Raw genomic sequence first — 23499 nt, forward strand, 5'->3', positions numbered from 1 at the left:
ACAAACCTTATCAGAGGTTTATAAAGAATGTCATGAGAAAACGCATAGAAACCACCATTAGCGAAATTGTAGAACTGACACCCCAGTCAATTCATGCAGTTACAAAGGATGGATTCTTGCTTAAAATATTACTATTCGTTTTTGCTTTTCAAGTAAAGGCGATTATTTAAAACAGGAAACTTGGAATTAATTATTTCTGTACAATCCTGATTTTTGCATAATTCAGCATAATTTTCTTTTCGCCATTGTGTTCAAACTGAATGGTAGCAATAGGATTGTGTGCACCACCTTCTATTCTAACAATTTTTCCAAAACCAAATTTCTGATGTTCAACCGTTTGGCCGGCTTCCATATCAGAGGGATCACCGGGTTCAAAATCGGGAGAGGGTACATGCACCGTTAATTTAGGTGGTGGTGGGGTAACAGGCATATAAGCGGGTTTGGAAGGCTGTTTCTTGGAAGGAGGGGAGCCATACTTTTTTTCTGCAGCATCTGTATCGGAATAACCCATACCCCTTTGCATGCGCTGAAAGGCATTACCGTTATTGAACCCATTTCCGGCATTGTTTCTTGCACCGCCTCCGGCATAACTTTTATCTAACAATGATTCGGGCATTTCTTCCAAAAAGCGACTGGGTTCATTTTGAACAAGGCTTCCAAAACGATAGCGTGCATTGGCATAGCTTAACCACAGCTTTTCTTTGGCACGCGTTACTGCTACATAAAACAAGCGGCGCTCTTCTTCCAATTCTTCTCTTGAATTAATGCTCATTGCATTGGGGAACAGCGTTTCTTCAATACCGCCCACAAACACACATTTAAATTCAAGCCCTTTGGCGGCATGAATGGTCATTAGTTTTACTGAATCTGCATCGGGGTCAGTATCTTTATCTGCATCTGTTAATAAGGTTATTTGCTGTAAATAACTGCCAAGCGATTTATCTACCATTTCGCCTTCTTCATTATCGGGCATCTCTGTCCACTCTTTTATTGAGTTCATGAGTTCCTGCACGTTTTCATAACGGGCCAGGCCTTCTGTAGTTTTGTCATTAAACAACTCTTTCACCAAATTGGTATGTTTGCCCACCTGAACCGCCACTTCATACGCATTATTGCCTGCCATCAATGTTTGAAAGTAGCGAATCATGGTTACAAAATTTTGAATGGATTCCAACGTAGCGCCTTTAAACCCATGGGCTGCGGCCGATTGCAACACTTCATATAATGTGGTGTTTGTTTCATTGGCAATAATCACTGCTTTTTCGATAGTTGTTTTGCCAATACCCCGAACAGGATAGTTAATAATTCTTTTCAGCGCTTCCTCATCTCTGGTATTTACAATTACCCGTAAGTAAGCAATATAATCTTTCACTTCTTTCCGTTGGTAAAAGCTGAGGCCGCCATAAATTTTATACGGTATGCCCATGCGGCGCAGGCTTTCTTCAAACGAACGGCTTTGGGCATTGGTGCGGTATAAAATAGCAAAATCTTTATTATCGTAATGGTTGCGCAGTTTTTGTTCCTGAATGGTATCGGCTACAAACTTTCCTTCTTCATTATCGGTCATGGTGCGTACCAGCTTAATTTTTTCGCCGGTCGCATTTTCGGTCCATAATAATTTGGGTATTTGTCCCTTGTTGTTTTTAATTACTTCGTTGGCTACTTTAATAATGGTATCGGTACTGCGGTAGTTTTGCTCTAATTTTACCAGCTTTACATCATCATAATCTTTTTGGAACTGCAATATATTTTCGATGGTGGCTCCGCGAAAGCTGTAAATACTCTGGGCATCATCGCCCACCACACAAATATTTTCATGAATGGCCGCCAGCAGTTTGGTAATTTGATATTGTACCGGATTGGTATCCTGGTACTCATCAATCAAAATATATTTAAACTTGTTTTGATATTTATATAGCGCCTCATTATGGGTTTTCAGCAACTCATACATTTTGAACAATAAATCATCAAAATCCATCGCCCCGTTTTTAAAACAGCGTGCCGCATAGGCTGCATACACCTGTGCAATAGCGGGGCGGTTGGCACGCATATCTTCCTGTTGAATGTAATAATCTGTGGCATATTCAGCCGGACCAACCAATGCATTTTTAGCCGATGAAATTCTGTTGTGTACAATGTTGGGCTTGTAGTGCTTATCGTCTAAATTTAATTCATTAATCACGGTTTTTAAAACAGAACGGCTGTCATCTGTATCATATATAGTGAAATTACTGGGGTAGCCCAACCGATGTGCTTCGCCCCTGAGAATACGAGCAAATACACTGTGAAAAGTGCCGATATACAAGTTTCGTGCATCATGATTGCCCAAAATCCTTTCTACCCGCTCTTTCATTTCCTGCGCTGCCTTATTGGTAAAAGTTAATGCTAAAATATTAAAGGCATCTACCCCATTGGCCATTAAATGCGCAATCCGGGTAGTTAATACTTTTGTTTTTCCACTACCGGCTCCGGCAATAATTAACAACGGGCCCTTGATGGTGGTTACCGCTTCACGCTGGGGTTCATTTAATCCGTTTAAGTAATTGGGCTGTGTCATTCTCATTCATTCGGCTCTGTTGACAGAACCTGATTATAGTAAATTCAATAGTATCCTTTTTGCTGATTACCGGCGTATATTTTCGCCATATTCTGCACTGCAAGATAACAGCTATGTCTGGTATTCAAACAGTATGTGCATATTCTTTCGGGCAAAAATTTCAACAGGCTATTGGCGGCACAAATAAATCATTTATACTAACTTGCCGCTTATTATGAATCCATCTTTACATCTTCCGATTGCTTTCCCTCATTTGCAGGCAGCACCCGATAATATTTTGGTATTAGCAGGCGATATTGGTGGTACAAAAGCCAACATTGCTTTGTTTAAAGTGAATGGCCAGGGATTTACCTCTATAAAAGAAAAACGGTATACCAGTAAAGACTATCATTCCTTTCAGGAAATTCTGACCGATTTTTTAAAAGATCAGCTCGTGCCGGAGCGCATTTGCCTTTCAGTAGCTGGCCCTATTATAGAAGGATCGGTAAAGTTTACCAATTTAAGCTGGGAAATTAATGGCAAAGATATCAGCCGATTGATGCATAACTGTCCGGTGGCCATTTTAAATGATCTGGAAGCCACAGCTTATGGCCTTGCAGGCGTTGCTCCCAATGAGCTGCACATATTACACAAGGGAAAAAATGAAACACCGGGTAATATTGGCATATTGGCGGCAGGCACGGGCTTGGGCGAAGCGGGAATGTACTTTGATGGAACCGCTTACCATCCCTTTGCCACAGAAGGCGGGCACTGCGATTTTGCCCCCCGCACCCACCAGGATATTGCCTTGATGCATTTTTTAATGGAAAAATATCCGCATGTTAGCTGGGAACGATTGCTCAGTGGTGGTGGCATTGAAAACATCTGGGATTTTTTAGTACTAAAAGAGGCCAAGAAATGCCCGGATCCGATTTTATCGGGTATTCAAACAGCATCTGATAAGGCTGCAGCCATCAGCAAAGCGGCACAGGATGGCTCCTGCCCGGTTTGCCTGGAAACCTTGCAATTGTTTAACCGATACCTTTCTATTGAGGCGGCTAATATAATTCTGAAATACAAAGCTACCGGGGGGCTTTATCTGGCCGGGGGCATTGCGCCCAAAGTGTTGCCTTTATTAAATGCTGCTGTTTGGGATGAAACGTTTCAAAACAGTGGCAGAATGCGTCAGCTATTGGCCGAAGTAAGCGTTCATGTGGTGCTGAACCAACAAGCGCCTTTATTGGGGGCCGGCTACTATGCCTGGTTGGGAATGCAGTAATTTAATATAATTGCTTTGTTAAAGAAAGGTTAATAAATTTTGCAGGTGGCACTACTTTTTCGCTATTTCAAGTAGTTTGCATTCTTTTTGAAATTTATTTGTGCAGCATGATGTTGTTGAAAAGTAAAAAAACAGTCCAATTTATCCTATGTATCATTGCCCTTCCGGTGATGTTTAGTTTTGCGCCAAACTTTGCGTATAGCCCTCAAAATCGTCATATTCCGCTCAAAAATATTGCCCCGTCTACCCATTTATCCCTTTACCAGCAATTGGCTTTAGGCTACAAAGGTCTATCCTTTACAGCCTACAAAATGGCATTGGCCGGAATGCAGGAATTATTACAAGCAGGTAAAATTCAAAACGATGCTGTTTTAACCATTATTGATTTTAGTTTACCTTCTTCACAAAAAAGATTATTTGTAATTGACTTGTTGCATGGGGCATTGTTGTACAATACCTATGTGGCACATGGAAAAAATTCCGGCAAACTAATGGCCACCCAATTCTCGAACAGGGCCAATAGTTACAAAAGCAGTTTAGGCTTTTATGTTACTGAAAACACTTATCGCGGCAAACATGGTTTTGCACTACGGTTAAATGGTTTAGAACCAGGTATTAATGACAATGCCTACATCAGAGGTATCGTAATACATTCAGCACCTTATGCCAGTGAAAAGTTTATAAAAGCACAAGGCTATCTGGGCCGCAGCGAGGGCTGCCCTGCACTGCCTCCCAAACTTGCCCCGGCTATTATTCAAACCATTAAAAACGGGTCTTGTGTTTTTACTTACAGCCCCAGTGAACATTATCTGACAGCATCTGCCATAATCAGCCAATTACTCGATTCGCTTTCCGGCAATTTTTCCACAGCAGCCAACTTTAGTTTATAAAACAGGGCAGTACTAGCATACTCTGTTACTGTTGCAGAACAAAGCACCTAAACCTTCCCGAAACAACGATTTTCCAAAAACTGGGATGGGATTGTTGTAGTGACCCGTTTTAGACAACCACATTGCCTTTTGGTAATTTTTCCACAATTTGTGCAATAAACTTAATCCCCTATTTTTGCCATCCTTATAAAATTTATTACTAACAATTATAGTTATGTCTGTTATTCAACGCATTCGCGACAAAGGAGCCTGGTTTGTTTTTGGCATTATTGCATTGGCGTTACTGGCCTTTATTCTGCAAGATGGTTCATTTCGCAGGGGAAATTTCTTTTCCAATACTACGGTTATCGGTAAAGTAAATGGCCAAAGTATTGAGCGTGCCGACTTTGAAGAAAAAGTAAGCATGTATGGTGGCCGTGGCGCCAACCGCGAACAAACCATTGCCCAGTTATGGAATAATGAAGTGGCTTCCATTATTATGGATCAGCAATACAAAAAACTAGGACTTACTGTAACGGCAAAAGAAGTGAGCAATATTTTATTTAACCCCATGACCTCGCCGTTAAAGCGGGAATTTACCGACCCTAAAACCGGTATGTTTATGGTGGATGAAGCTAAATCGGCTTTTGAACAATTGAAAAAATCGAAGAATACACAACAAATGGCGCAGGTAGAAGAGGCTTATATTAAGCCGGCCATTCAACAGGCTTTACAGGCCAAATATCAGGCTTTGTTGCAACAAGCCATGTATGTTCCTAAATGGTTGGTTACCAAAACTGCATCCGATAACAATCTAATCTCCAACGTTTCTTATGTATATACGCCTTATAGTGCCATACCCGACTCTTCGGTTAAAGTAAGTGATGATGAAATTATGGCTTATGCCAGCAAACATAAAGATGAATACAAACACGATGAAGAAACCCGCAGTATCGCTTATGTAACCTTTGATGCCAACCCAAGTGCGACCGATTCAATGGCAGCCTTTCAACAAGTGCTGGCCAAAAAAGCGGATTTGGCTACCAATACCAACATCAACACCTTCTTTGCACAAAACACATCTGATTTGCCTTTTTATGATGGCTTTATTTCTAAAAATCAAATCAAACAAAAAAGCATTGATTCTATTGCTAAATTACCTGTTAATGGTGTGTATGGTCCCTATTTAGATGGAAATGAATATGTAATTGCTAAACTAATTGCCGTTAAACAATTACCCGATTCTGCCAAAGTGCGCCATATTTTAGTGGCCACCCACCAGCAAGACCCGCAATCAGGTGTATTACAAAGAGTGAGAGAAGATAGCGCCGCCCGTAAAATTATGGACACTGTTGAAATGCAGCTAAAGGCTGGTGTTCCATTTGATTCTGTTGCCTTAAAATATTCTGATGATGGTAACAAAAGCACTGGCGGTGTATACGATTATTTTACTACCGGACGCATGGTTCCTACCTTTAATGATTTCAGTTTTGAAAAACCCGTGGGTAGCAAAGGGGTTATTACCACCGAATATGGCTTACATTATGTAGAAGTATTGGGACAAAAGGGTTCTTCTCCTGCCTACAAAATTGCTTATTATGCTAAACCCATTACCGTTAGCAATGAAACCGATGCCGCAGCTGTTAATGCCGCAGCTCAGTTTGCCTCTCTCAGTAAAAACAAAAAAGATTTTGATGCTACTGCTGCTAAAATGAATAAACCTATTTTAACGGCTGAAGACATTAAAGAGAACGATTACAATATTCCCAATTTGGGTGATAGCCGCCAGTTGGTACGCTGGATTTATGACCATAGTGTAGGTGATGTAGATGAAGAACCGGTAAGAATAGGCAATAATTATGTGGTTCCTATTGTTATTGCAGACATTAAACCGGGCTTACCGCCAGCAGCTGTTTTAAGACCGCTGATTGAACCCATTGTTCGCAATGAAAAGAAAGCGAAAATTTTATTGGATACGAAGTTTAAAACAGGGGTTGATTTAAATACTTATGCAACCGCCACCGGTAGTTCAGTTCAAAAAGCAGACAGCATTTCTTTCAGCAGTCCGTTTATTACTGGCATTGGTAACGATGCAAAATTTACCGGCGCTTCTTTCAATAAAGCTTATCTCAATAAAGTTACACCGCCTATTGCCGGCAGTAATGGGGTATTTGCTTTACAGGTAAACGCCATTAACAGTAAACCAGCTATTGCAGAAGAAACACAAACCATTCAACAAACCCTGTTACAATCTTTACGAATGGCCATTTACAGAGGTATGGATGCCCTGCGCAAATCGGCCATAGTAAAAGATTACCGCAGCAAGTTTTATTAGTTCATTCATTTGTATCAACCACTTCAAAAGGTTTCCGGTTGTTTCCGGAAGCCTTTTTTTATCGTATTACGAAAAACCACACCCATAACAAGTTGTATCTTTGTGATGGTAATAACATTAAAATATGGAAACACCCATTGTTAATAAGGTAGCTGAAAGTGGATTAATTACTTTGGATTTAGCTGGCTTTTCGCCCAGCGAACCGCTGCGCTCTTTCGATTTGAAAGAGTATCTTTTCATGGAGCTTATTTTAAAAGAAAAAGACTTCAGAGCGGCATTACAAGCGGTAAACTGGGAACAGTATACCGGCGCCATTGTTGCCATTCATTGCACTGCCGATGCCATTATACCTATGTGGGCGTACATGTTGGTAAGCGCTTATTTAACACCTGTAGCCAAAACTATATTTTGCGGTACACCTGAAAAAGCATTGGAATTTGTTTGGATACAAAATATTAAAGCTTTAGAGGCACCAACTTATACCAACAAGCGGGTAGTGATAAAAGGATGTGGTGATACGCCGGTTCCAGAATCTGTTTTTGTTGCCATTACCCAACAATTACAACCTTATGTAAAAAGCATCATGTACGGCGAACCTTGCAGTACGGTGCCTGTTTTTAAGAAAAAATGAAATTTTTAATGATGATGAAACAAATGAAAACACTCGGTACCATTCTTGCAGCCACATTATTATTGAGTGCCTGCAGTTTATAACAACGATTAACCGGAACCTGGAATATTGTAAAATTTCAGGAAACCAATATCAATCAGCAGAATGCAGAAGCCAGCAATGTGGGTACCATTCAGTTTAAGAAAGATGGTAGCGGTGTAAAATCGCTGAGTTATTCTATTCTGGGCAACCAAACCAACGACCAAAAGCCTTTTACCTACACAATTAACGGACAAAACGTTACATTGAACAGCGATAATACACAGTTCCCAAAATCATGGATTATTGTTACCAATAAAGCCAAATACCAGGTTTGGAAAACCACCGACGGTCAAGGAAATATTCAAAAAATGGAATTGCAAAAACAATAAATTGGGCCTATTTAAATACCCCTGCGCTGCTATTGCAATGGTGCGTATTTTTATAAGCGCCGCATATTAAAAATTACAACTGGCGGATCGAGGTACTGGTTATAATCGCTCCCATTGTAAATTTTTTCAACCACATCCATCCCCTTCACTACTTTACCAAAAGCCGCAAAGCCCTGTTTATCATCCATATTGGCGCCGCCATAATCCAGTCCGGGCTCTCGTTCCATACAAATAAAAAATTCTGTGCCAGCGGTGCCGGGCGCCATTCTGGCTAAGGATACCGTACCCGCTTCATGCCGCAAACCAGTTGCTTTGGTACTTTCGTGCGGTATACCGGGTACTGAAGTGGCCAATTGATGATTGGTTTTCCAGATTCCACCCTGTACCAATTCGGTTTTGGGTGCATTCATGGGTTGGTTTAAATCGTTCAACACACGATAAAAACTGGCTCTTTTGTAGTAACCGGAATCTACATAACTCAAAAAAGCTGCTACTGTTTTAGGTGCTTTCTCGGGGTATAATTCTAATTCAATATATCCTAAAGTTGTTTCAATTTGTACGTGCGGACGGGTATAATGCTTTTGAGGTTTACAGCCCCAGAAAGTTGTAATCATTGCCAACAATAACCCAAACCATATTGGCACTTGCCATTGTTGATTGATGGTATTGCCATTAACTAGAATGTCTTTCTTTTTCATTGCTTTTCATTCAATTCATCTTTATTGATGTAAAATTCACCTCCCATCAATGTGCTTCTAACCAGTTTTTACCAATGCCGATTTCTGCTTCAATGGGTACTTTATTGGGCAATACCAATGCCTCCCGCATATTGTTTAAAATGAGGGGTTGTATCATTTCCAATTCTTCGGGTACTACATCAAATACCAATTCATCATGTACCTGCAAAATCATCACCGACCGCAATTTTTCTTTGCGCAGGGCTGCATCAATTTTTATCATGGCTAATTTAATCATATCGGCTGCCGTTCCCTGTATAGGCGAGTTAATAGCATTGCGTTCTGCATATCCGCGAACGGTAAAGTTGGCGGAATTAATGTCTTTTAACCAGCGCTTTCTGCCCATCAGCGTTTCTACATAACCATGCTTTTGTGCAAATGCAATGGTATTTTCCATATAGGCCGTAATGCCCGGAAATTCTTTTTTATAATTGTCGATAATTTCTTTGGCTTCGGTACGGGAAATGCCCAGATTATCGGCTAAACCAAAAGCACCCTGACCGTAAATAATGCCAAAATTTACACTTTTGGCTTTGTAGCGCATTTCTTTGGTTACGGCTGTTTCATCAATGCCATATACTTTAGCTGCCGTTGCGGTATGAATGTCTTTTCCAGCTTTAAAGGCAGTACACATATTGGCATCGCCGCTAATGGCAGCTACAATGCGTAATTCAATTTGTGAGTAATCGGCACTTACTATAAATCGGTTCTTTTTACGGGGAATAAAAGCTTTTCTGATTTCCCGGCCCCGATCGCTGCGGATAGGTATATTTTGCAAATTGGGATTGTTGCTACTCAACCGCCCGGTTACAGCTACGGCCTGTGCATAGGAAGTATGTACCCGCCCGGTGATGGGGTGAATTAAGGCAGGCAGCGCCTCTACATAGGTAGAATTCAGTTTGGTGAGCTCACGGAATGCCAGAATATCTTCTACAATTTTATGGCCCTTTGCCGCCAGCTTGGTCAATACATCTTCACCTGTTTGGTATTGGCCAGTTTTTGTTTTTTTGGCAGATGGGTCTAGTTGCAGTTTATCGAACAACACTTCACCTAATTGTTTGGGCGAGGCGAGGTTAAACCGCACACCGGCTTGCTGGTATACGCTTTCTTCTGCCGCTTTGGCTTCGGTAGCTAAGGTTTTACTGTAGGCATGTAAAAAATCAACATCAACGGCTACGCCTTCATATTCCATCCGGGTAAGTACGGGCACCAGCGGATTTTCTATCTGGTCCAATACCTGCTGCACTTGTTTTTCTTTTACCAACGGCAACAAAACCTGTTTTAATTGCAAGGTTATATCGGCATCTTCTGCTGCATATTCTTTTATTTTTTCTAATTCAACATCCTGCATATTGCCTTGCCCTTTTCCTTTTTTACCAATCAATGATTCTATTGAAATAGGCTGGTAATGCAAATACTGTTCGCTCAGTCCATCCATATTGTGTTTGCCATCGGGTTCAATTACATAATGAGCCAACATGGTATCTAAAATTTTACCTTTTAACTCAATACCCTGCCATTTTAAAACCAATAAATCGTATTTAATATTTTGGCCGATCCATAATACATCTTCGCGGCTCCACAATGGTGAAAATTGATGTAACAATGCGGCAGCAGCTGATTTTTCTTTGGGAACGGGTACATAATAAGCATCATGTGCACGAAATGCAAAGCTCATACCTACCGGCTGTGCCTGATTGGCATCTATGCCGGTGGTTTCAGTATCAAAAGCTATTTCTTTTTGCTGTAACAAGGTTTCTATTAACTGTTGAATAGCGTTGGGTGTATTTACTAAATGATAGGTGTGCGCAGTATTGCTGCTATCTTTCATTCCAAAATTTTCTGCTAATAGGGTTGGATTGGTGTAAGCGGCCGGTTTTACTGCATAGTTGTTTTGAGGTGTAACGGGTGTACCAAATAAATCGGTTTGTATGGCTTGAGGGGCTGTGGTAAAGGCAGGCAAATCTTCTCCCAATACTCTTTTGCCTAAAGTTTTAAATTCTAATTCGGTAAATACTTCAATCAGTTTTTCTTTATCGAATGGCTTTAATCGAAAATTTTCTTCATGAAAACTTACCGGAACATTGGTAATAATGGTGGCTAATTTTTTACTGATAATAGCACTCTCTTTTCCGGCTCTTATTTTTTCGCCCAAGACTCCTTTTATGTTGTCGGCATTGGCCAATACATTTTCCAGCGTGCCATATTCTTTTAATAATTTAGCGGCGGTTTTTTCGCCAATACCGGGAATACCGGGAATATTATCTACCGCATCGCCCATTAAGCCCAGCATATCTACTACCTGACTAATGCTATCGATATTCCATTTTTCACAAACTTCTTTGGGGCCCATTAATTCTACATTGCCACCCTGATAAGCGGGTTTATAAATGGTAATACCATCCCGCACCAACTGGCCATAATCTTTATCGGGAGTAACCATAAATACCTCATATCCCGCATCGTGGGCTTCCCAGGCCAGTGTGCCAATCACATCGTCGGCCTCATAGCCGGGTATACCAATTACCGGAATATTGAAGGCTTCTATAATTTTTTTTATATCGGGAATAGCGGCCAGTAAATCTTCCGGAGTTTCCTGACGGTTGGCTTTATAATCTGCAAAATCGGTATGGCGCTCAGTGAGCTCTTCCATATCAAAGCATACGGCCAGGTGGGTGGGCTTTTCCTTGTTCATTAATTCAATCAGTGTATTGGTAAATCCGAACTGCGCATTGGTGTTTTTGCCTTTGCTGGTAATTCTGGGGCTGCGTATCAATGCATAATAAGCGCGAAAAATGAGCGCAAACGCATCTAATAAAAATAATTTTTTCTGCATAACAGCTAAGGTATAGAAATGCGCGGAGGCGAAAAAGAAAAGAGGCTGCCATTTGTGGTGGGGCAACCTCTTTTTGGTTTTTGTGCATATTGGGCTCCACTACTGCGTTAAACCATATTTGGTTAAATATTTTCTGTTCAGTTCGGTTTGTTTATTCTCCAAACTCACTTCTCTACCCTGAATAAAGGCATGGCGAATAATGCTGGAATGCATATCTAAAATATCTCCATCGCTTACTACAATATTCGCATCTTTTCCTACTTCAAGTGAACCGGTTCTGTCATCAATACCCAGAATTTTGGCACTGTTTAGGGTAATGGCTTGCAGTGCCTGCTCTTTGGTTAAGCCGTAAGTAGCAGCAGTGCCGGCGTTGAACATGAGGTTGCGGTAGCGAGCTTCATCAAAAGCATCATTTAGGGCAAATAACACACCTGCTTTTTGCAATTCGCCGGGGGTTTTATAGGGCTGGTCTATATCATCATCTTCTGTTGTAGGCAAGGCATGTTCCTGATTTAAAATTACTGAAATATCATTGGCTTTCAATAAATCGGCCATCTGGTAGCTATCGCTGGCGCCTACAATGGTTACTTTAAATCCAAATTCTTTGGCAAAATCAATGGCAGCCAGCATTTGTTTTACCTGATCGGCATGAACGAACAAATGTTTGCTTTGATCGAATAAGCCTTTTACGGCTTCAAACTTTAAATTAGTTTGTGCATGTTTGCTTTCTGCCAAATAAGCTTTTGCCTGGCGGAAGAAGTTTTTCAGTTCTTCTATTTTTTCGTAGGCTGCTATGGCCGGGTCGGGCATATTTTCCGGGTTAACAGCACCAAATCTTCTACCGGGGCGACGAATAAAGCTGGGCATATTCATGTGAATATTATTGTCCATTTTATAAGCGGCATCTTCCCAATTCCAGGCATCTAATTGTACAACAGAAGAGGAGCCGCTAATGCTGCCGCCTTCTGGTGTTACACTCGCCAATAGTATACCGTTGGCTTTAAGTGTATTAATGATTTTTGAATCGGTATTATAAGCTACTATAGACCGTACATTCGGATTTAGATCGCCCAATTCTAAATAGTCGTTACTGCCACGTACGCCATTGGCTATTTCTTTTAAACCTAAATCGGTATTGGATAAAATTAAACCTGGATATACCTGTTTGCCGGTAGCATCTACTTTTTTGGCATCGGCAGGTATGGCAACTTCTGTGGTATGTATGGCCACTATTTTTCCATTGTTTACTTCAATAGTAGCTTTATCGATTACACTACCATTGCCAACATGTACGGTGCCATTGGTAATAAACAACCGGCCCATATAGGGTTTTGCAGGCAAAACATCATCCTGCGCAAAGGCGGCAGCGTTCATCAGGAACAAGGCTGCAAGTATGAGGGTTATTTTAATGTTTTTCATGATTCCTAATTTTTTGATGTAAGGTTCATCCTATTGTTGGAATGAATTTATTTATTTTGAGAAATGGTTTCTAAAGTGGCGGCTGAAATACCATCGTCTTCGCTGATATCAATTGTTATCATGCCATCATGATGGTCGTGGTCACCGCAACTCAATACATATTGCCAACTGGGTTGTGCCCGCATTACCGGAGCTCCGTTTCTTTTTTCACCAATCATTTTCTGAATAAGGCGGTTGCGCTCTTCCTGAATTTTTTTACGCAATTGTGCATCTCTTTCCCTGTCAAAATAAACAATACCATCCACAATGGTTTTTTGAGCTGATGCATAAATGCTCAACGGATTAGCTGACCAAATCACAATATCTGCATCTTTGCCCTCTTTAATACTACCCACTTTATTGTCTACATGCAAGGCTTTGGCAGGATTAATGGTTACCATTTTTAAAGCATCTTCTTCACTCATACCACCGTATTTAATAGATTTGGCTGCTTCCTGATTTAAACGGCGTGCCATTTCTGCATCATCTGAATTGATACAAACATTCAATCCTACTTTATGCATAATGGAAGCATTATAAGCAATAGCATCTTTTACTTCATTTTTATAGGCCCACCAGTCGGAGAAGGTTGAAGTATTAGCACCATGTGCTTTCATTTTATCGGCCACTTTATAACCTTCCAAAATATGGGTAAAGGTGTTGAAACGGAAGCCAAAACGTTCTCCTACGCGCATAGCAGCGGTTATTTCGCTTTGCACATAAGAGTGACAAGTGATGAAGCGTTTTTTATTTAAAATTTCTACCAATGCATCCAATTCCAGATCTCTACGGGTGTTAATCGGATCTTTTTTCATGGCAGCTTCATAATCCAATGCACGGGTAAAGGCATCTACCAATACCTGTTCTACCCCCATACGGGTATCAGGGAAACGGTTATTGGCAGGGGATGTGGTGCGTTTTACATTTTCACCCAAGGCAAATTTGATAAAGGGATCAGCGCCGGCAAATTTTAACTGCTCATCGTCAGCCCCCCACCGTAATTTAATCAATTGGGTTTGTCCGCCGATTGTATTGGCCGATCCATGTAATATATGCGAAGTAGTTACACCACCACTTAACTGGCGGTAAATATTAATGTCATCGGGATTCAGGTTGTCGCCAATTCTTACTTCAGAAGTAACAGATTGTGCGCCTTCATTAATAGAGGCAGCAGCAATATGTGAGTGTTCATCAATAATACCCGGGGTAACGTGCAGGCCGGTAGCATCTATCACGGTAGCGGTTGGGTCGCTGAGGTTTTTGCCCACTTTGGCAATTTTTCCATTCTTAATCAGCACATCGGTATTGGTTACCACACCTTCTTTTTCGTTGGTCCATACCGTACCATTTTTAATGAGCAGGTTTTGTTGTTTGGGCATTTCTTCAAATCCATATCCATCAAATGGATAGGTTACTTTTGCAATTGGCCTGCTTTGCATTCTTTTTCTGTTATTGGCTGTTTCTGCAGGTAATGGTTTGGTATAGGTGGCTGTCCAGGTAAAGGCATTGCCCATATCATCTCTTCCGGTACCACTCCAGTTTTCTTTCAGTGCCAGGCCGCTTAATAAATATTGTCCGGTTCGGTGTGGGCGTTCGCCTTCAGCTTTTTTATTGCCTTCCAAAGCAAACTGCATTTTTACTGCCTTGCCATCATGGTTTAATTTTACACTAACGGTATCGGCTTGTAGTATTTGTGCAGTAGTGCTGTTTTTTACCAACAAATTGTATTGCTGTGTTCCCTTGGGTGTGTGAATCGTCAAAGTATATTCTCCACTAACGGTGTTCCATTCTGCGGGGTTAATGGCATAGTTTTTTCCCTGGATCCAGTTTTCAACTATTTTGGTATTCTCATCAAATACCGGACCAGTGGTAATAATAAAGTTGGCTAATTTACCTGCATCGAGGCTGCCTACTTTATCGTACACATTCAGAAGGGTAGCGGGTGTTTTGGTTAATGCTTCCAATGCGGTTTTTTCAGAAAGACCATCGGCAATGGCTTTCCGTAAGTTGGGCATAAACTGTTTTACATCTTTTAAATCGCTGGTGGTTAAACAAAATGTGATATTGGCTTTTTCAAAAGCGGCGGGATTGGTGGGTGCCAGTTCCCAGTTTTTCATATCGGCCAGCGACACAAAGCGGGCATCGTTGGGGTCTTCCACATCCAATGCCTGTGGAAAGTTGAGCGGTAAAATATAGGTTGCTTTTGATGCAATGATTTCGGGCATGCGCTGGTATTCGTTTCCACCGCCTTTTATGATATATTGTACACCAAATTCATCCCCAATTCTGTCGGCTCTTAAATCGTTCCATTTATCATCTGCCTCAAATATTTGGGGTAATGATTGCAGGTTATTCCAGGCTTGTAATGATAAATTGGTGCCTTCGGTGGCGGGTTTGTTTTTATACCATTTAGCATCTAAATAGGTTTGGCGCAATAAGGCTATTGAACCCATTAAACTGGAGGGGTAGCTTTGGGTTGAACTACCTTTATTGAAGGAGTAGTGTGCAGATGCTTTTTCTTTTACCACGGCAAAATTATCGGCTTCGTTGGCTAAGGTTACCACTGCGCCGGTGCCACGGGCTATACCGTCTTTAACATGCGTTAAAACGGTTCCGAATCCCAGCATTCTGTAAGGTGCTGCTTTTTTATCATCGGCATTAAACTGGTCAATGGCATTTACCTGTGGTTTAATGGCCTGGTTCCATCCATAGGCCCCTTTTATATTAGAAGTAAACTGAGTGGGCGCCATATAATTAAAACCACCGGCAGGGCGGGTAGGTACGGTAACACCATAATCGGTATATACATCAATAAAAGACGGATAGAGGTATTTGTTTTTACAATCTACCACCACCGCATCGGCGGGTAGGGTTATATTATTACCTACTGCCACAATTTTTCCTTCTTTTATTAACAAAGTGGCATTGTTCAGGGTGGTTTGGGCATCTTTTACAATGCTGGCATTGATAAACGCATACGCTCGGGTTCGGGGGTCTGCTACCCCGTTTACCGGAAAGGTTTCCTGGGCACGCACCATCAAACAGACGATAAGCCCCAATAGCAGGAGTTGTACTTTTCTCATAATGTTTGGTTTTGAAGTAAGGAGGTTTAAAGCTACTATTTTTGATTTAGGAATAAAACCGCTCATCATTTTTTCGGTGATAAACCTGATTTTTACGGTTAACGCCATAAAAAAAGCGAAGCAAAAACCCTCGCTTTTAATTATATTAAAATATTATATTATTTAAAACTGCCATTGTCCACCTCTTTAATAAAGCTGATAACGCCGGGATAAAAATGTTGCTGGTCATCCCACATGGCTAAATGGCTGCCGTTGGGGCAATACAAATAGCGGCCATGTTGTACCTGTTTGCTCATCCAGCTCATGTGGTCGGGGTCCATGGTATCGTATTTGGCGCCTACCACCAAAGTAGGTACGGCAATTTCTTTCAGGCGGTCTTTGATATCCCAATTGGCTAAACGTCCTGCAATGCCAAATTCTGAAGGGCCCTGCATCATGGTATAAATGGTTTCATTTACATGTTTAAAGGCGCGGTTTACCGGATCGGGCCATTCGGCTAAACGGCACAGGTGCTGTTTGTAAAAATTGGGTAACAGCAGTTGCATGTATTTGGGATTTTTAAAATCGCCGCGGGCTTCTATGGCACGAATGGTATCCAATACTTTTGGGTCCATTTGTTTGGCCAGTACCTGATCGGCATATTTGCCGTAATCAGGGCAACTGCTCATCATGTTACAAATAATTAATCCCTTCAGGTTTTGCTGGTATTTCAGGGCATATTGCATAGCCAGAATGCCGCCCCAGGAATTGCCTAATAAATAAAAATTATCCTTGTTCAATCCTAACGCCTTCCGCACTTGTTCTACTTCTTCTACAAAGCGGGGCAGTGTCCATAAACTGCTATCGGTTGGCTGGTCGCTGTAATAAGAACCCAATTGGTCGTATTCAATCATTTCAAAACCCTCTTTTGGAAAAAAGCTTTCAAAACATTCTAAGTATTCATGCGTCATAGCCGGACCACCGTGTAGCAATAAAACTTTAATGGTGGGGTTGTTGCCCATACGTTTGGTCCATACGTGAAAAGTGCCCACCGAGGTTTGTATTGGAATCATTTTAATGCCGGCGGTTTGTACACCGGAATCCTGAGGTGCAAAGTATTCCTGAACGGTGAGGGGTTGGGATGATGGGTGACAGGACATCAAACCACAACTGATCAGCATGAATAACAGTGCCGGTATCCAAATTTTCTTGTGCATATGTGTTTGTTTAGATGAATGCCTTAAAATTAAGGAATTATCGGCCCATATACACCATGAGAATTTGAATATCGCTGGGATTTACTCCGCTAATTCTGCCTGCCTGTCCGATGGTTCTGGGTTTAATTTTTTTAAATTTCTGCAGGGCTTCAGAAGAAAGGGCGTGCAGGCGGTCGTAATCAAAGTTATCGGGGATGATTAAATCTTCCATCTGGCTCATTTTTTCAACCAATTCCTGTTCCTTGGCAATATAACGTTCGTACTTGATTTGTATTTCTGCCTGTTCCAAATGTGCTGCTTCCTTGTTTTGAAACGATGCAGCCAGTTCGGGCAGGTTTTGCAACATTTCAGACAGGTTAACAGATGGTCTCAATAATAATTTAGCCGCTTTCTGTTTTTCATTCAATGGGGCAGAGGCAATACTTTCTAAATAATCGTTTATCGTATCGGGTTCTACATGATACTGCTGCAATTGTGCTGTAATTTGGGCCACGGCTGCTTTTTTCTCTTGCACCCGGTACATTCTTTCCTGACCGGCCAGGCCCATGTGGTAACTTATTTCGGTAAGGCGCAGGTCGGCATTGTCCTGCCGCAGCAGTGTTCTAAATTCGGCGCGGCTGGTAAACATGCGGTAGGGTTCTTCGGTGCCCTTACTAATTAAATCATCAATCAACACCCCAATATAGGCTTCACTTCTTTTTAAAATAAATGGCGCTTCCGCTTTGGTTTTTAAGTGGGCATTGATACCGGCCATAATACCCTGGCAGGCGGCTTCTTCGTACCCGGTGGTACCATTGATTTGGCCGGCAAAAAACAGGTTTTGTATGGCCTTGGTTTCTAATGAATGGGTTAATTGAGTAGGTGGGAAGAAATCATATTCAATGGCATAACCCGGACGGAATATTTTACAGTTTTCAAATCCGGGAACCTGCTTTAGTGCCTGTATTTGTACTTCTTCAGGTAAAGAAGTAGAAAAACCATTTACGTATATCTCTACCGTATTCCACCCTTCCGGTTCTATAAACAACTGGTGACGGTCGCGCTCTGCAAATCGGTTGATTTTATCTTCAATACTGGGGCAATACCGCGGACCCACCCCTTCAATTCTGCCCTGAAACATGGGACTTCTGTCGAAACCGGTTTTCAAAATATCATGTACTGTATTATTGGTATAGGTAATAAAGCAGCTTCGTTGTTGTTCGGGCCGTATGGGCACATGGGGTAAATAAGAAAATCCGGTAATTGTATCATCTCCTTTTTGTTCTTCCATTTTGGTATAATCTAAGCTTCTGCCATCTACCCTAGGGGGTGTTCCTGTTTTCAATCGGTCGCTTTCCATGCCTTCGGCTACCAATTGTTCGGTAATGCCGGTAGCAGCTTTTTCGGCCACACGGCCGCCGCCAAACTGTTTTTCGCCAATATGAATGATGCCATTTAAAAACGTACCACTGGTAATTACCACTGCTTTGGCCTTAATTTCATGACCCAATTGGGTAATTACACCACAGGCTTTGTTGTTATGAATGATTAATTGGCGCACCATATCCTGGTAAAAATCAACATTCGGTGTATGTTCCAGCATTTCACGCCAGGTGGCGGCAAACAACATACGGTCGTTTTGTGCCCTCGGGCTCCACATGGCCGGGCCTTTACTCTTGTTCAGCATCCTAAACTGAATCATGCTTTTATCGGTTACAATACCGCTATAACCCCCCAGAGCATCTATCTCCCGTACAATTTGTCCTTTTGCAATACCACCCATAGCCGGGTTACAACTCATCTGGGCAATGGTTTGCATATTCATAGTAATCAACAATACGCTACTACCCATATTGGCAGCAGCAGCAGCAGCTTCACAACCGGCATGTCCGGCACCTACCACAATCACATCATATTCAACAAACATGTTCTCTTGTTTTTTGCAAATGTACGCTGGAATAGGTGTTTTATAGATAGCGGGTATTGTTCCACGTGAAACCTTTGTATGGGTTTTACATCGATTGTTCCACGTGGAACAGGTAGGGTTTATTGGGAAATGGATGCAAGGGTATGCATATAAATGGCCTCTTTTTCCCGCATCAAGGATTTTTCGCTGGCCGTTTTATCGAGATACCCACATAAATGCAGGATACCATGTATCATCACACGGAGTAATTCTTCCTGATATGTGGTGTTGTGTAGCACGGCATTTTCCTTCACCCGATCGGTACTGATATAAATTTCAGCTACAATACCGGAAGCAGGTTGTTCGGTTAAATCGAACGTTAAAATATCGGTATAAGTATCATGTTGCAGGAATTGCTGGTTCATATACAGCAGGTGTTCGTCGGAACAGAAAATATAATCCACCCGTTTGCCCAAATGCTTTTCTTTTTTAAAAATGGTAGAAAGAAATGTTTTTAATAGGGTTTTGTTCTTCCAGTAAAAAGGTCGGTCTGCTGCATGAAAATAAATAATAGGCATGGTTTCAAATAGATGGTTAAAACCAAAATTCGTAATTAAACCCGATAAAATGGGTTTACTTTTGTGTTTTATCAACATTAGCAGAATGGCTGTTTTGTATAGATTGCTTCAATAAGCCGTAAAAAAATAACAACCTATTACACATCACATTATGAAACCATTGAGTGAGTTGAAGATTGGAGACAAAGGCACCATTACCGCATTTAAAAACGATGAACTGTTCATTAAGCTGATGGAAATGGGTTGTGTGCCGGGAGAAATGATTAAAGTAGAACAAATTGCCCCATTGGGCGATCCCATTTCCATTTCCGTTGCCGGTTATTCTTTAAGCCTTCGGTTAAATGAAGCGGCAGCCATTATGATTGATAATATCACAAACGAAAAAAATACACATTCATGAGAATTGGGCTGTACTTTGGCTCTTTTAATCCTATTCATCACGGCCATTTAATTATTGCCAGTCATATTGCCAATCATGGTCCGGCAGATCAAGTTTGGCTGGTAGTAAGCCCACAAAACCCTTTGAAACCTGCACCGGGTTTACTGAACGAATTCCACCGTTTACATTTGGCGCGTTTGGCCATTGCAGCAGATGATATGCAACTGAAAGTATCGGATGTGGAATTTGGTTTGCCCAAACCCTCTTATACCATTGATACCTTAACTTATTTAAGCGAAAAATATCCGCAACACCAATTTGCTGTGATTATGGGCAGTGATAGTTTTGAAAACATCCACAAATGGAAAAACCATACTTTATTAATGCAGCAATATCCTATATTGGTGTACCTGCGTCCGGAACATCCTTTACCAAAAACAGTACCCGATGGTGTAAACGTACTGAAAGCACCCCTATTAGATATTTCTGCAACCTATATCCGCAAATTGATTCAAGAGAAAAAAAGCATTCGCTACTTAGTACCGGAACCCGTTCGAATAGAAATTGAGAAAGCTGGATACTATGTAAAGTAAAAAGGGAATAAATTTACATTCTGAATTAATTATTTTTTAATCTATTAAACAGTTTTGTCATCATGAAAACAACCAGCCTCCTTGCGCTATCCTGCGCAGTATTATTGTTTGCCTGTGTTAGTCCGAAAAAACTCAGACAGTCGGAAGAAAAATACAATCAACTGAATGGTGCCTATTTAGAAATGCAACAAAAATACCGCGACTGTCAGGGTAACCTTAGTGCATCCGACGATCAAATCAAAGGCCTTCAAAATCAAAAAAGTATTCTGGTAGGGCAAATTGATGACTTAAACAAACAAGTAGATTTTTTGAAACAAAACAATACACAAGTATTGAATCAATTAAAAGATTTGTCGGTTATATCTGCATCACAGGCAGAAAGTATTAAAAAGTCGATGGATAATATGAGTTCTAAAGATAGTTACATACAACAATTACAAACCACCATTGCACAAAAGGATTCCATGAACATGGCACTGGTTATGAATTTAAAAGGCGTACTGGGTAATTTAGAGGATAGTGATATTAATATTAAAGTAGATAAAGATGTAGTGTATATTGATATTTCTGATAAACTATTGTTTAAAAGCGGCAGTTATGATGTTACCGATCGGGCTAAAATAGTATTGGGTAAAGTAGCCAAGGTACTCAATAACCAACCCAATATAGAATTTATGGTAGAAGGCAATACAGACAGTATTCCATTTAAAAACGGATTGTTATTGGATAATTGGGATTTAAGTGTAAAACGTGCCACTTCAGTAATACGTATTTTACAAAACAATTATGGCATTGATCCAAAAAGAATTACGGCTGCAGGACGCGGTCAATACGTGCCCGTTGCCTCAAACAATACTCCGGAAGGAAGAGCTGCCAACCGCAGAACCAGAATTATTATATTACCGCAGTTAGACCAGTTCTTTAAACTGTTAGAGAAACCCAAAGCCAATTAATCTATTATCATTCTTGATATGTTCAAAAAGTTGCTTCGTTCCTATGAAGCAACTTTTTTTAATGGGGTAAATCAATTACCCTCAGTAACAAAAAACATAAAAAACCGCAGATAAATATAATTAATAAAAAAATAATTTAATATAATTAATAAATAACACTTTATGTCGTAAAAATTTATCCACAATATCCTGTGCACATCTTCTAAAAAACTGTTAGAAAATAGTTTTTACGTTCCATACACTGTGCTGAAAGAAAGGATAACTCATACCCAAAATCAAGAAAATGAAAAAGATCAGAGAATACACACAAAATAATACAGGTTCATTCACAGTGTATAACCTGTTAAACCAACAAAGTGCATAACACCCACCAACAACATACCCATACGTGGATAATTGCCCAAAACACTGATTTCACGGATGTTTCACAATGTGTAAAAACTGTGAAAACATAGGGATAACTACAAAACAATTAACTTTACACGCTGTTGATAATTAAGTTATCCCGATATACACACCCGTAATAGTAGTAGGGTTTTTATAAAAATATATTATTAAAAAATTACTACCAGAGTTATGAACATAGCCGATGCAAAAGCACAATTAATCAACAAAGGTTTTTTAGATGTGGATACTGATCCTACCGTAGATTTGTTCCGTGCTATTGAACAACTTAAACAGGAAAAAAATGCTATTATACTGGCCCATTATTACCAGGAACCCGATATACAGGATATTGCTGATTATATTGGCGATAGTTTGGGATTGGCCAAACAGGCAGCACAAACCGATGCCTCCATTATTTTATTTGCCGGCGTACATTTTATGGCAGAAACCGCCAAAATATTGAACCCGAATAAAAAGGTTTTACTGCCCGATTTAAAAGCCGGTTGCTCGCTGGCCGACAGTGCCCCAACAGAATTATTTAAACAATTTAAAGCCAGACATCCCGATTATGTTGTAATTTCTTATATCAACTGTTCTGCCGAAATAAAAGCCCTGAGTGATATAATTTGTACTTCGGGCAATGCAGAAAAAATAATAGAAAGTGTACCTGAAAATACCCCTATTTTATTTGCACCCGACCGTAATCTGGGTGCCTACCTGAATAAAAAAACTGGTCGCAATATGTTGTTGTGGAATGGCGCCTGCCAGGTACACGAACTGTTTAGTGTAGAAAAAATAACCCGCTTAAAAATGCGGCATCCCGAAGCTAAGGTGTTGGCCCATCCCGAATGTGAAGCGCCCGTATTGGCCTTAGCCGATTATATAGGCAGTACCACACAGTTATTAAAATACAGCCATAGCGATAGTGCACAGGCCTATATTGTAGCCACAGAAACGGGCATACTGCACCAGATGCAGAAAGATAACCCGCAAAAAATCTTTATACCCGCCCCACCCAATAACAATTGTGCCTGCAATGATTGTCCGTATATGAAATTAAATACATTAGAAAAAGTGTACAACACCCTGTTGTACGAACTACCCGAAATACATATGGAAGAAAGCCTGCGCATAGCCGCCAAAAAGCCTTTAGACCGTATGATGGAAGTTAGTAAAGCGGCCGGTTTAATAGGATAAACGGCAATACCCTGCCGCCAATACTACCTTAACTGCCGGTATACCCGCCTACTATTGGTAAACAATAGCCCTATAGTTTGCTGTATACGGGTTTTAGATAGGCTGCCTCAGGTAATACCAGGCCTATGTATGCCCCGCCTGGGCATGGCTGTTGGGG

16 protein-coding genes and 2 pseudogenes are annotated in these 23499 nt (G+C 40.8%); 10 read left to right on the forward strand and 8 right to left on the reverse strand.

Translation table 11 applies throughout. The features are described from left to right. A pseudogene (locus tag A0F92_RS16080) lies at positions 1-170 on the forward strand (IS982 family transposase); the annotation flags it as partial. A 20-nt stretch (positions 171-190) separates the two neighbouring features. Here A0F92_RS16080 and A0F92_RS10775 read toward each other — a convergent pair. Beyond that, a complete protein-coding gene (locus A0F92_RS10775; protein ID WP_253810375.1) occupies positions 191-2563 on the reverse strand; it encodes an ATP-dependent helicase in 2373 nt (790 codons plus the stop codon). A gap of 208 nt (positions 2564-2771) precedes the next feature. On the opposite strand from A0F92_RS10775, the gene glk reads away from it, so the two are divergent. The 5 genes and pseudogenes from glk to A0F92_RS10800 all read left to right on the forward strand — a co-directional run. Next, positions 2772-3815, forward strand: coding sequence for a glucokinase (gene glk, locus A0F92_RS10780; protein ID WP_068245639.1), 1044 nt, complete (start codon positions 2772-2774; stop codon positions 3813-3815). A gap of 107 nt (positions 3816-3922) precedes the next feature. After that, positions 3923-4705, forward strand: a complete 783-nt coding sequence (locus A0F92_RS10785; RefSeq protein ID WP_253810377.1) for a murein L,D-transpeptidase catalytic domain family protein — start codon at positions 3923-3925, stop codon at positions 4703-4705. Positions 4706-4919: 214 nt separating this feature from the next. After that, the gene (locus tag A0F92_RS10790) at positions 4920-7019 is read left to right on the forward strand and encodes a peptidylprolyl isomerase (protein ID WP_068245642.1); all 2100 of its coding nucleotides are present in this window, start codon (positions 4920-4922) and stop codon (positions 7017-7019) included. Between the two features lie 124 nt (positions 7020-7143). Continuing rightward, positions 7144-7650, forward strand: a complete 507-nt coding sequence (locus A0F92_RS10795; protein ID WP_068245645.1) for a DUF2480 family protein — start codon at positions 7144-7146, stop codon at positions 7648-7650. A gap of 101 nt (positions 7651-7751) precedes the next feature. Further along, a pseudogene (locus tag A0F92_RS10800) lies at positions 7752-8060 on the forward strand (lipocalin family protein); the annotation flags it as partial. Positions 8061-8110: 50 nt separating this feature from the next. Here the strand turns inward: A0F92_RS10800 and A0F92_RS10805 are convergent. The 7 genes from A0F92_RS10805 to ybeY form a co-directional block, all read right to left on the reverse strand. After that, complete coding sequence (locus A0F92_RS10805; protein WP_253810379.1) at positions 8111-8758, reverse strand: peptidylprolyl isomerase; 648 nt, start codon at positions 8756-8758, stop codon at positions 8111-8113. A 46-nt stretch (positions 8759-8804) separates the two neighbouring features. Further along, on the reverse strand, positions 8805-11633 hold the full coding sequence (gene polA, locus A0F92_RS10810) for a DNA polymerase I (protein ID WP_068245657.1): 2829 nt from the start codon (positions 11631-11633) through the stop codon (positions 8805-8807). Between the two features lie 99 nt (positions 11634-11732). Further along, the gene (locus A0F92_RS10815) at positions 11733-13052 is read right to left on the reverse strand and encodes an amidohydrolase family protein (RefSeq protein ID WP_068245660.1); all 1320 of its coding nucleotides are present in this window, start codon (positions 13050-13052) and stop codon (positions 11733-11735) included. 47 nt (positions 13053-13099) lie between these two features. Next, positions 13100-16174 (reverse strand): amidohydrolase family protein, encoded by a 3075-nt coding sequence (locus A0F92_RS10820; RefSeq protein ID WP_068245664.1) that lies wholly within the window; start codon positions 16172-16174, stop codon positions 13100-13102. Between the two features lie 158 nt (positions 16175-16332). Next, positions 16333-17370: a proline iminopeptidase-family hydrolase gene (locus A0F92_RS10825; RefSeq protein WP_068245670.1), complete on the reverse strand. Its 1038-nt coding sequence runs from the start codon at positions 17368-17370 to the stop codon at positions 16333-16335. A 37-nt stretch (positions 17371-17407) separates the two neighbouring features. After that, positions 17408-19276: a tRNA uridine-5-carboxymethylaminomethyl(34) synthesis enzyme MnmG gene (mnmG, locus tag A0F92_RS10830; RefSeq protein WP_068245673.1), complete on the reverse strand. Its 1869-nt coding sequence runs from the start codon at positions 19274-19276 to the stop codon at positions 17408-17410. 119 nt (positions 19277-19395) lie between these two features. Next, on the reverse strand, positions 19396-19911 hold the full coding sequence (gene ybeY, locus A0F92_RS10835; protein ID WP_253810381.1) for an rRNA maturation RNase YbeY: 516 nt from the start codon (positions 19909-19911) through the stop codon (positions 19396-19398). Positions 19912-19984: 73 nt separating this feature from the next. Between ybeY and A0F92_RS10840 the strand changes: the two genes are divergently transcribed. From A0F92_RS10840 to nadA, 4 genes are all read left to right on the forward strand, one after another. Then, positions 19985-20233 (forward strand): FeoA family protein, encoded by a 249-nt coding sequence (locus A0F92_RS10840; RefSeq protein WP_068245676.1) that lies wholly within the window; start codon positions 19985-19987, stop codon positions 20231-20233. Further along, complete coding sequence (nadD, locus tag A0F92_RS10845; RefSeq protein ID WP_068245684.1) at positions 20230-20805, forward strand: nicotinate (nicotinamide) nucleotide adenylyltransferase; 576 nt, start codon at positions 20230-20232, stop codon at positions 20803-20805. Before A0F92_RS10840 ends, nadD begins: the two co-directional genes overlap by 4 nt. Positions 20806-20867: 62 nt before the next feature. Beyond that, on the forward strand, positions 20868-21758 hold the full coding sequence (locus tag A0F92_RS10850; RefSeq protein WP_068245686.1) for an OmpA/MotB family protein: 891 nt from the start codon (positions 20868-20870) through the stop codon (positions 21756-21758). A gap of 576 nt (positions 21759-22334) precedes the next feature. Continuing rightward, positions 22335-23342, forward strand: a complete 1008-nt coding sequence (gene nadA, locus A0F92_RS10855; protein WP_068245689.1) for a quinolinate synthase NadA — start codon at positions 22335-22337, stop codon at positions 23340-23342. Positions 23343-23499: the final 157 nt, after the last annotated feature.

Origin of the sequence: Hydrotalea flava, assembly GCF_001623405.1 — a bacterium.
GTDB lineage: Bacteria > Bacteroidota > Bacteroidia > Chitinophagales > Chitinophagaceae > Hydrotalea > Hydrotalea flava.

Bases quoted from the DNA above. Each gene is read 5' to 3' on its own strand.
- A0F92_RS10775 (WP_253810375.1), bottom strand. From the start codon at position 2,563: ATGAGAATGACACAGCCCAATTACTTAAACGGATTAAATGAACCCCAG.
- glk (WP_068245639.1), top strand. From the start codon at position 2,772: ATGAATCCATCTTTACATCTTCCGATTGCTTTCCCTCATTTGCAGGCA.
- A0F92_RS10785 (WP_253810377.1), top strand. From the start codon at position 3,923: ATGATGTTGTTGAAAAGTAAAAAAACAGTCCAATTTATCCTATGTATC.
- A0F92_RS10790 (WP_068245642.1), top strand. From the start codon at position 4,920: ATGTCTGTTATTCAACGCATTCGCGACAAAGGAGCCTGGTTTGTTTTT.
- A0F92_RS10795 (WP_068245645.1), top strand. From the start codon at position 7,144: ATGGAAACACCCATTGTTAATAAGGTAGCTGAAAGTGGATTAATTACT.
- A0F92_RS10805 (WP_253810379.1), bottom strand. From the start codon at position 8,758: ATGAAAAAGAAAGACATTCTAGTTAATGGCAATACCATCAATCAACAA.
- polA (WP_068245657.1), bottom strand. From the start codon at position 11,633: ATGCAGAAAAAATTATTTTTATTAGATGCGTTTGCGCTCATTTTTCGC.
- A0F92_RS10815 (WP_068245660.1), bottom strand. From the start codon at position 13,052: ATGAAAAACATTAAAATAACCCTCATACTTGCAGCCTTGTTCCTGATG.
- A0F92_RS10820 (WP_068245664.1), bottom strand. From the start codon at position 16,174: ATGAGAAAAGTACAACTCCTGCTATTGGGGCTTATCGTCTGTTTGATG.
- A0F92_RS10825 (WP_068245670.1), bottom strand. From the start codon at position 17,370: ATGCACAAGAAAATTTGGATACCGGCACTGTTATTCATGCTGATCAGT.
- mnmG (WP_068245673.1), bottom strand. From the start codon at position 19,276: ATGTTTGTTGAATATGATGTGATTGTGGTAGGTGCCGGACATGCCGGT.
- ybeY (WP_253810381.1), bottom strand. From the start codon at position 19,911: ATGTTGATAAAACACAAAAGTAAACCCATTTTATCGGGTTTAATTACG.
- A0F92_RS10840 (WP_068245676.1), top strand. From the start codon at position 19,985: ATGAAACCATTGAGTGAGTTGAAGATTGGAGACAAAGGCACCATTACC.
- nadD (WP_068245684.1), top strand. From the start codon at position 20,230: ATGAGAATTGGGCTGTACTTTGGCTCTTTTAATCCTATTCATCACGGC.
- A0F92_RS10850 (WP_068245686.1), top strand. From the start codon at position 20,868: ATGAAAACAACCAGCCTCCTTGCGCTATCCTGCGCAGTATTATTGTTT.
- nadA (WP_068245689.1), top strand. From the start codon at position 22,335: ATGAACATAGCCGATGCAAAAGCACAATTAATCAACAAAGGTTTTTTA.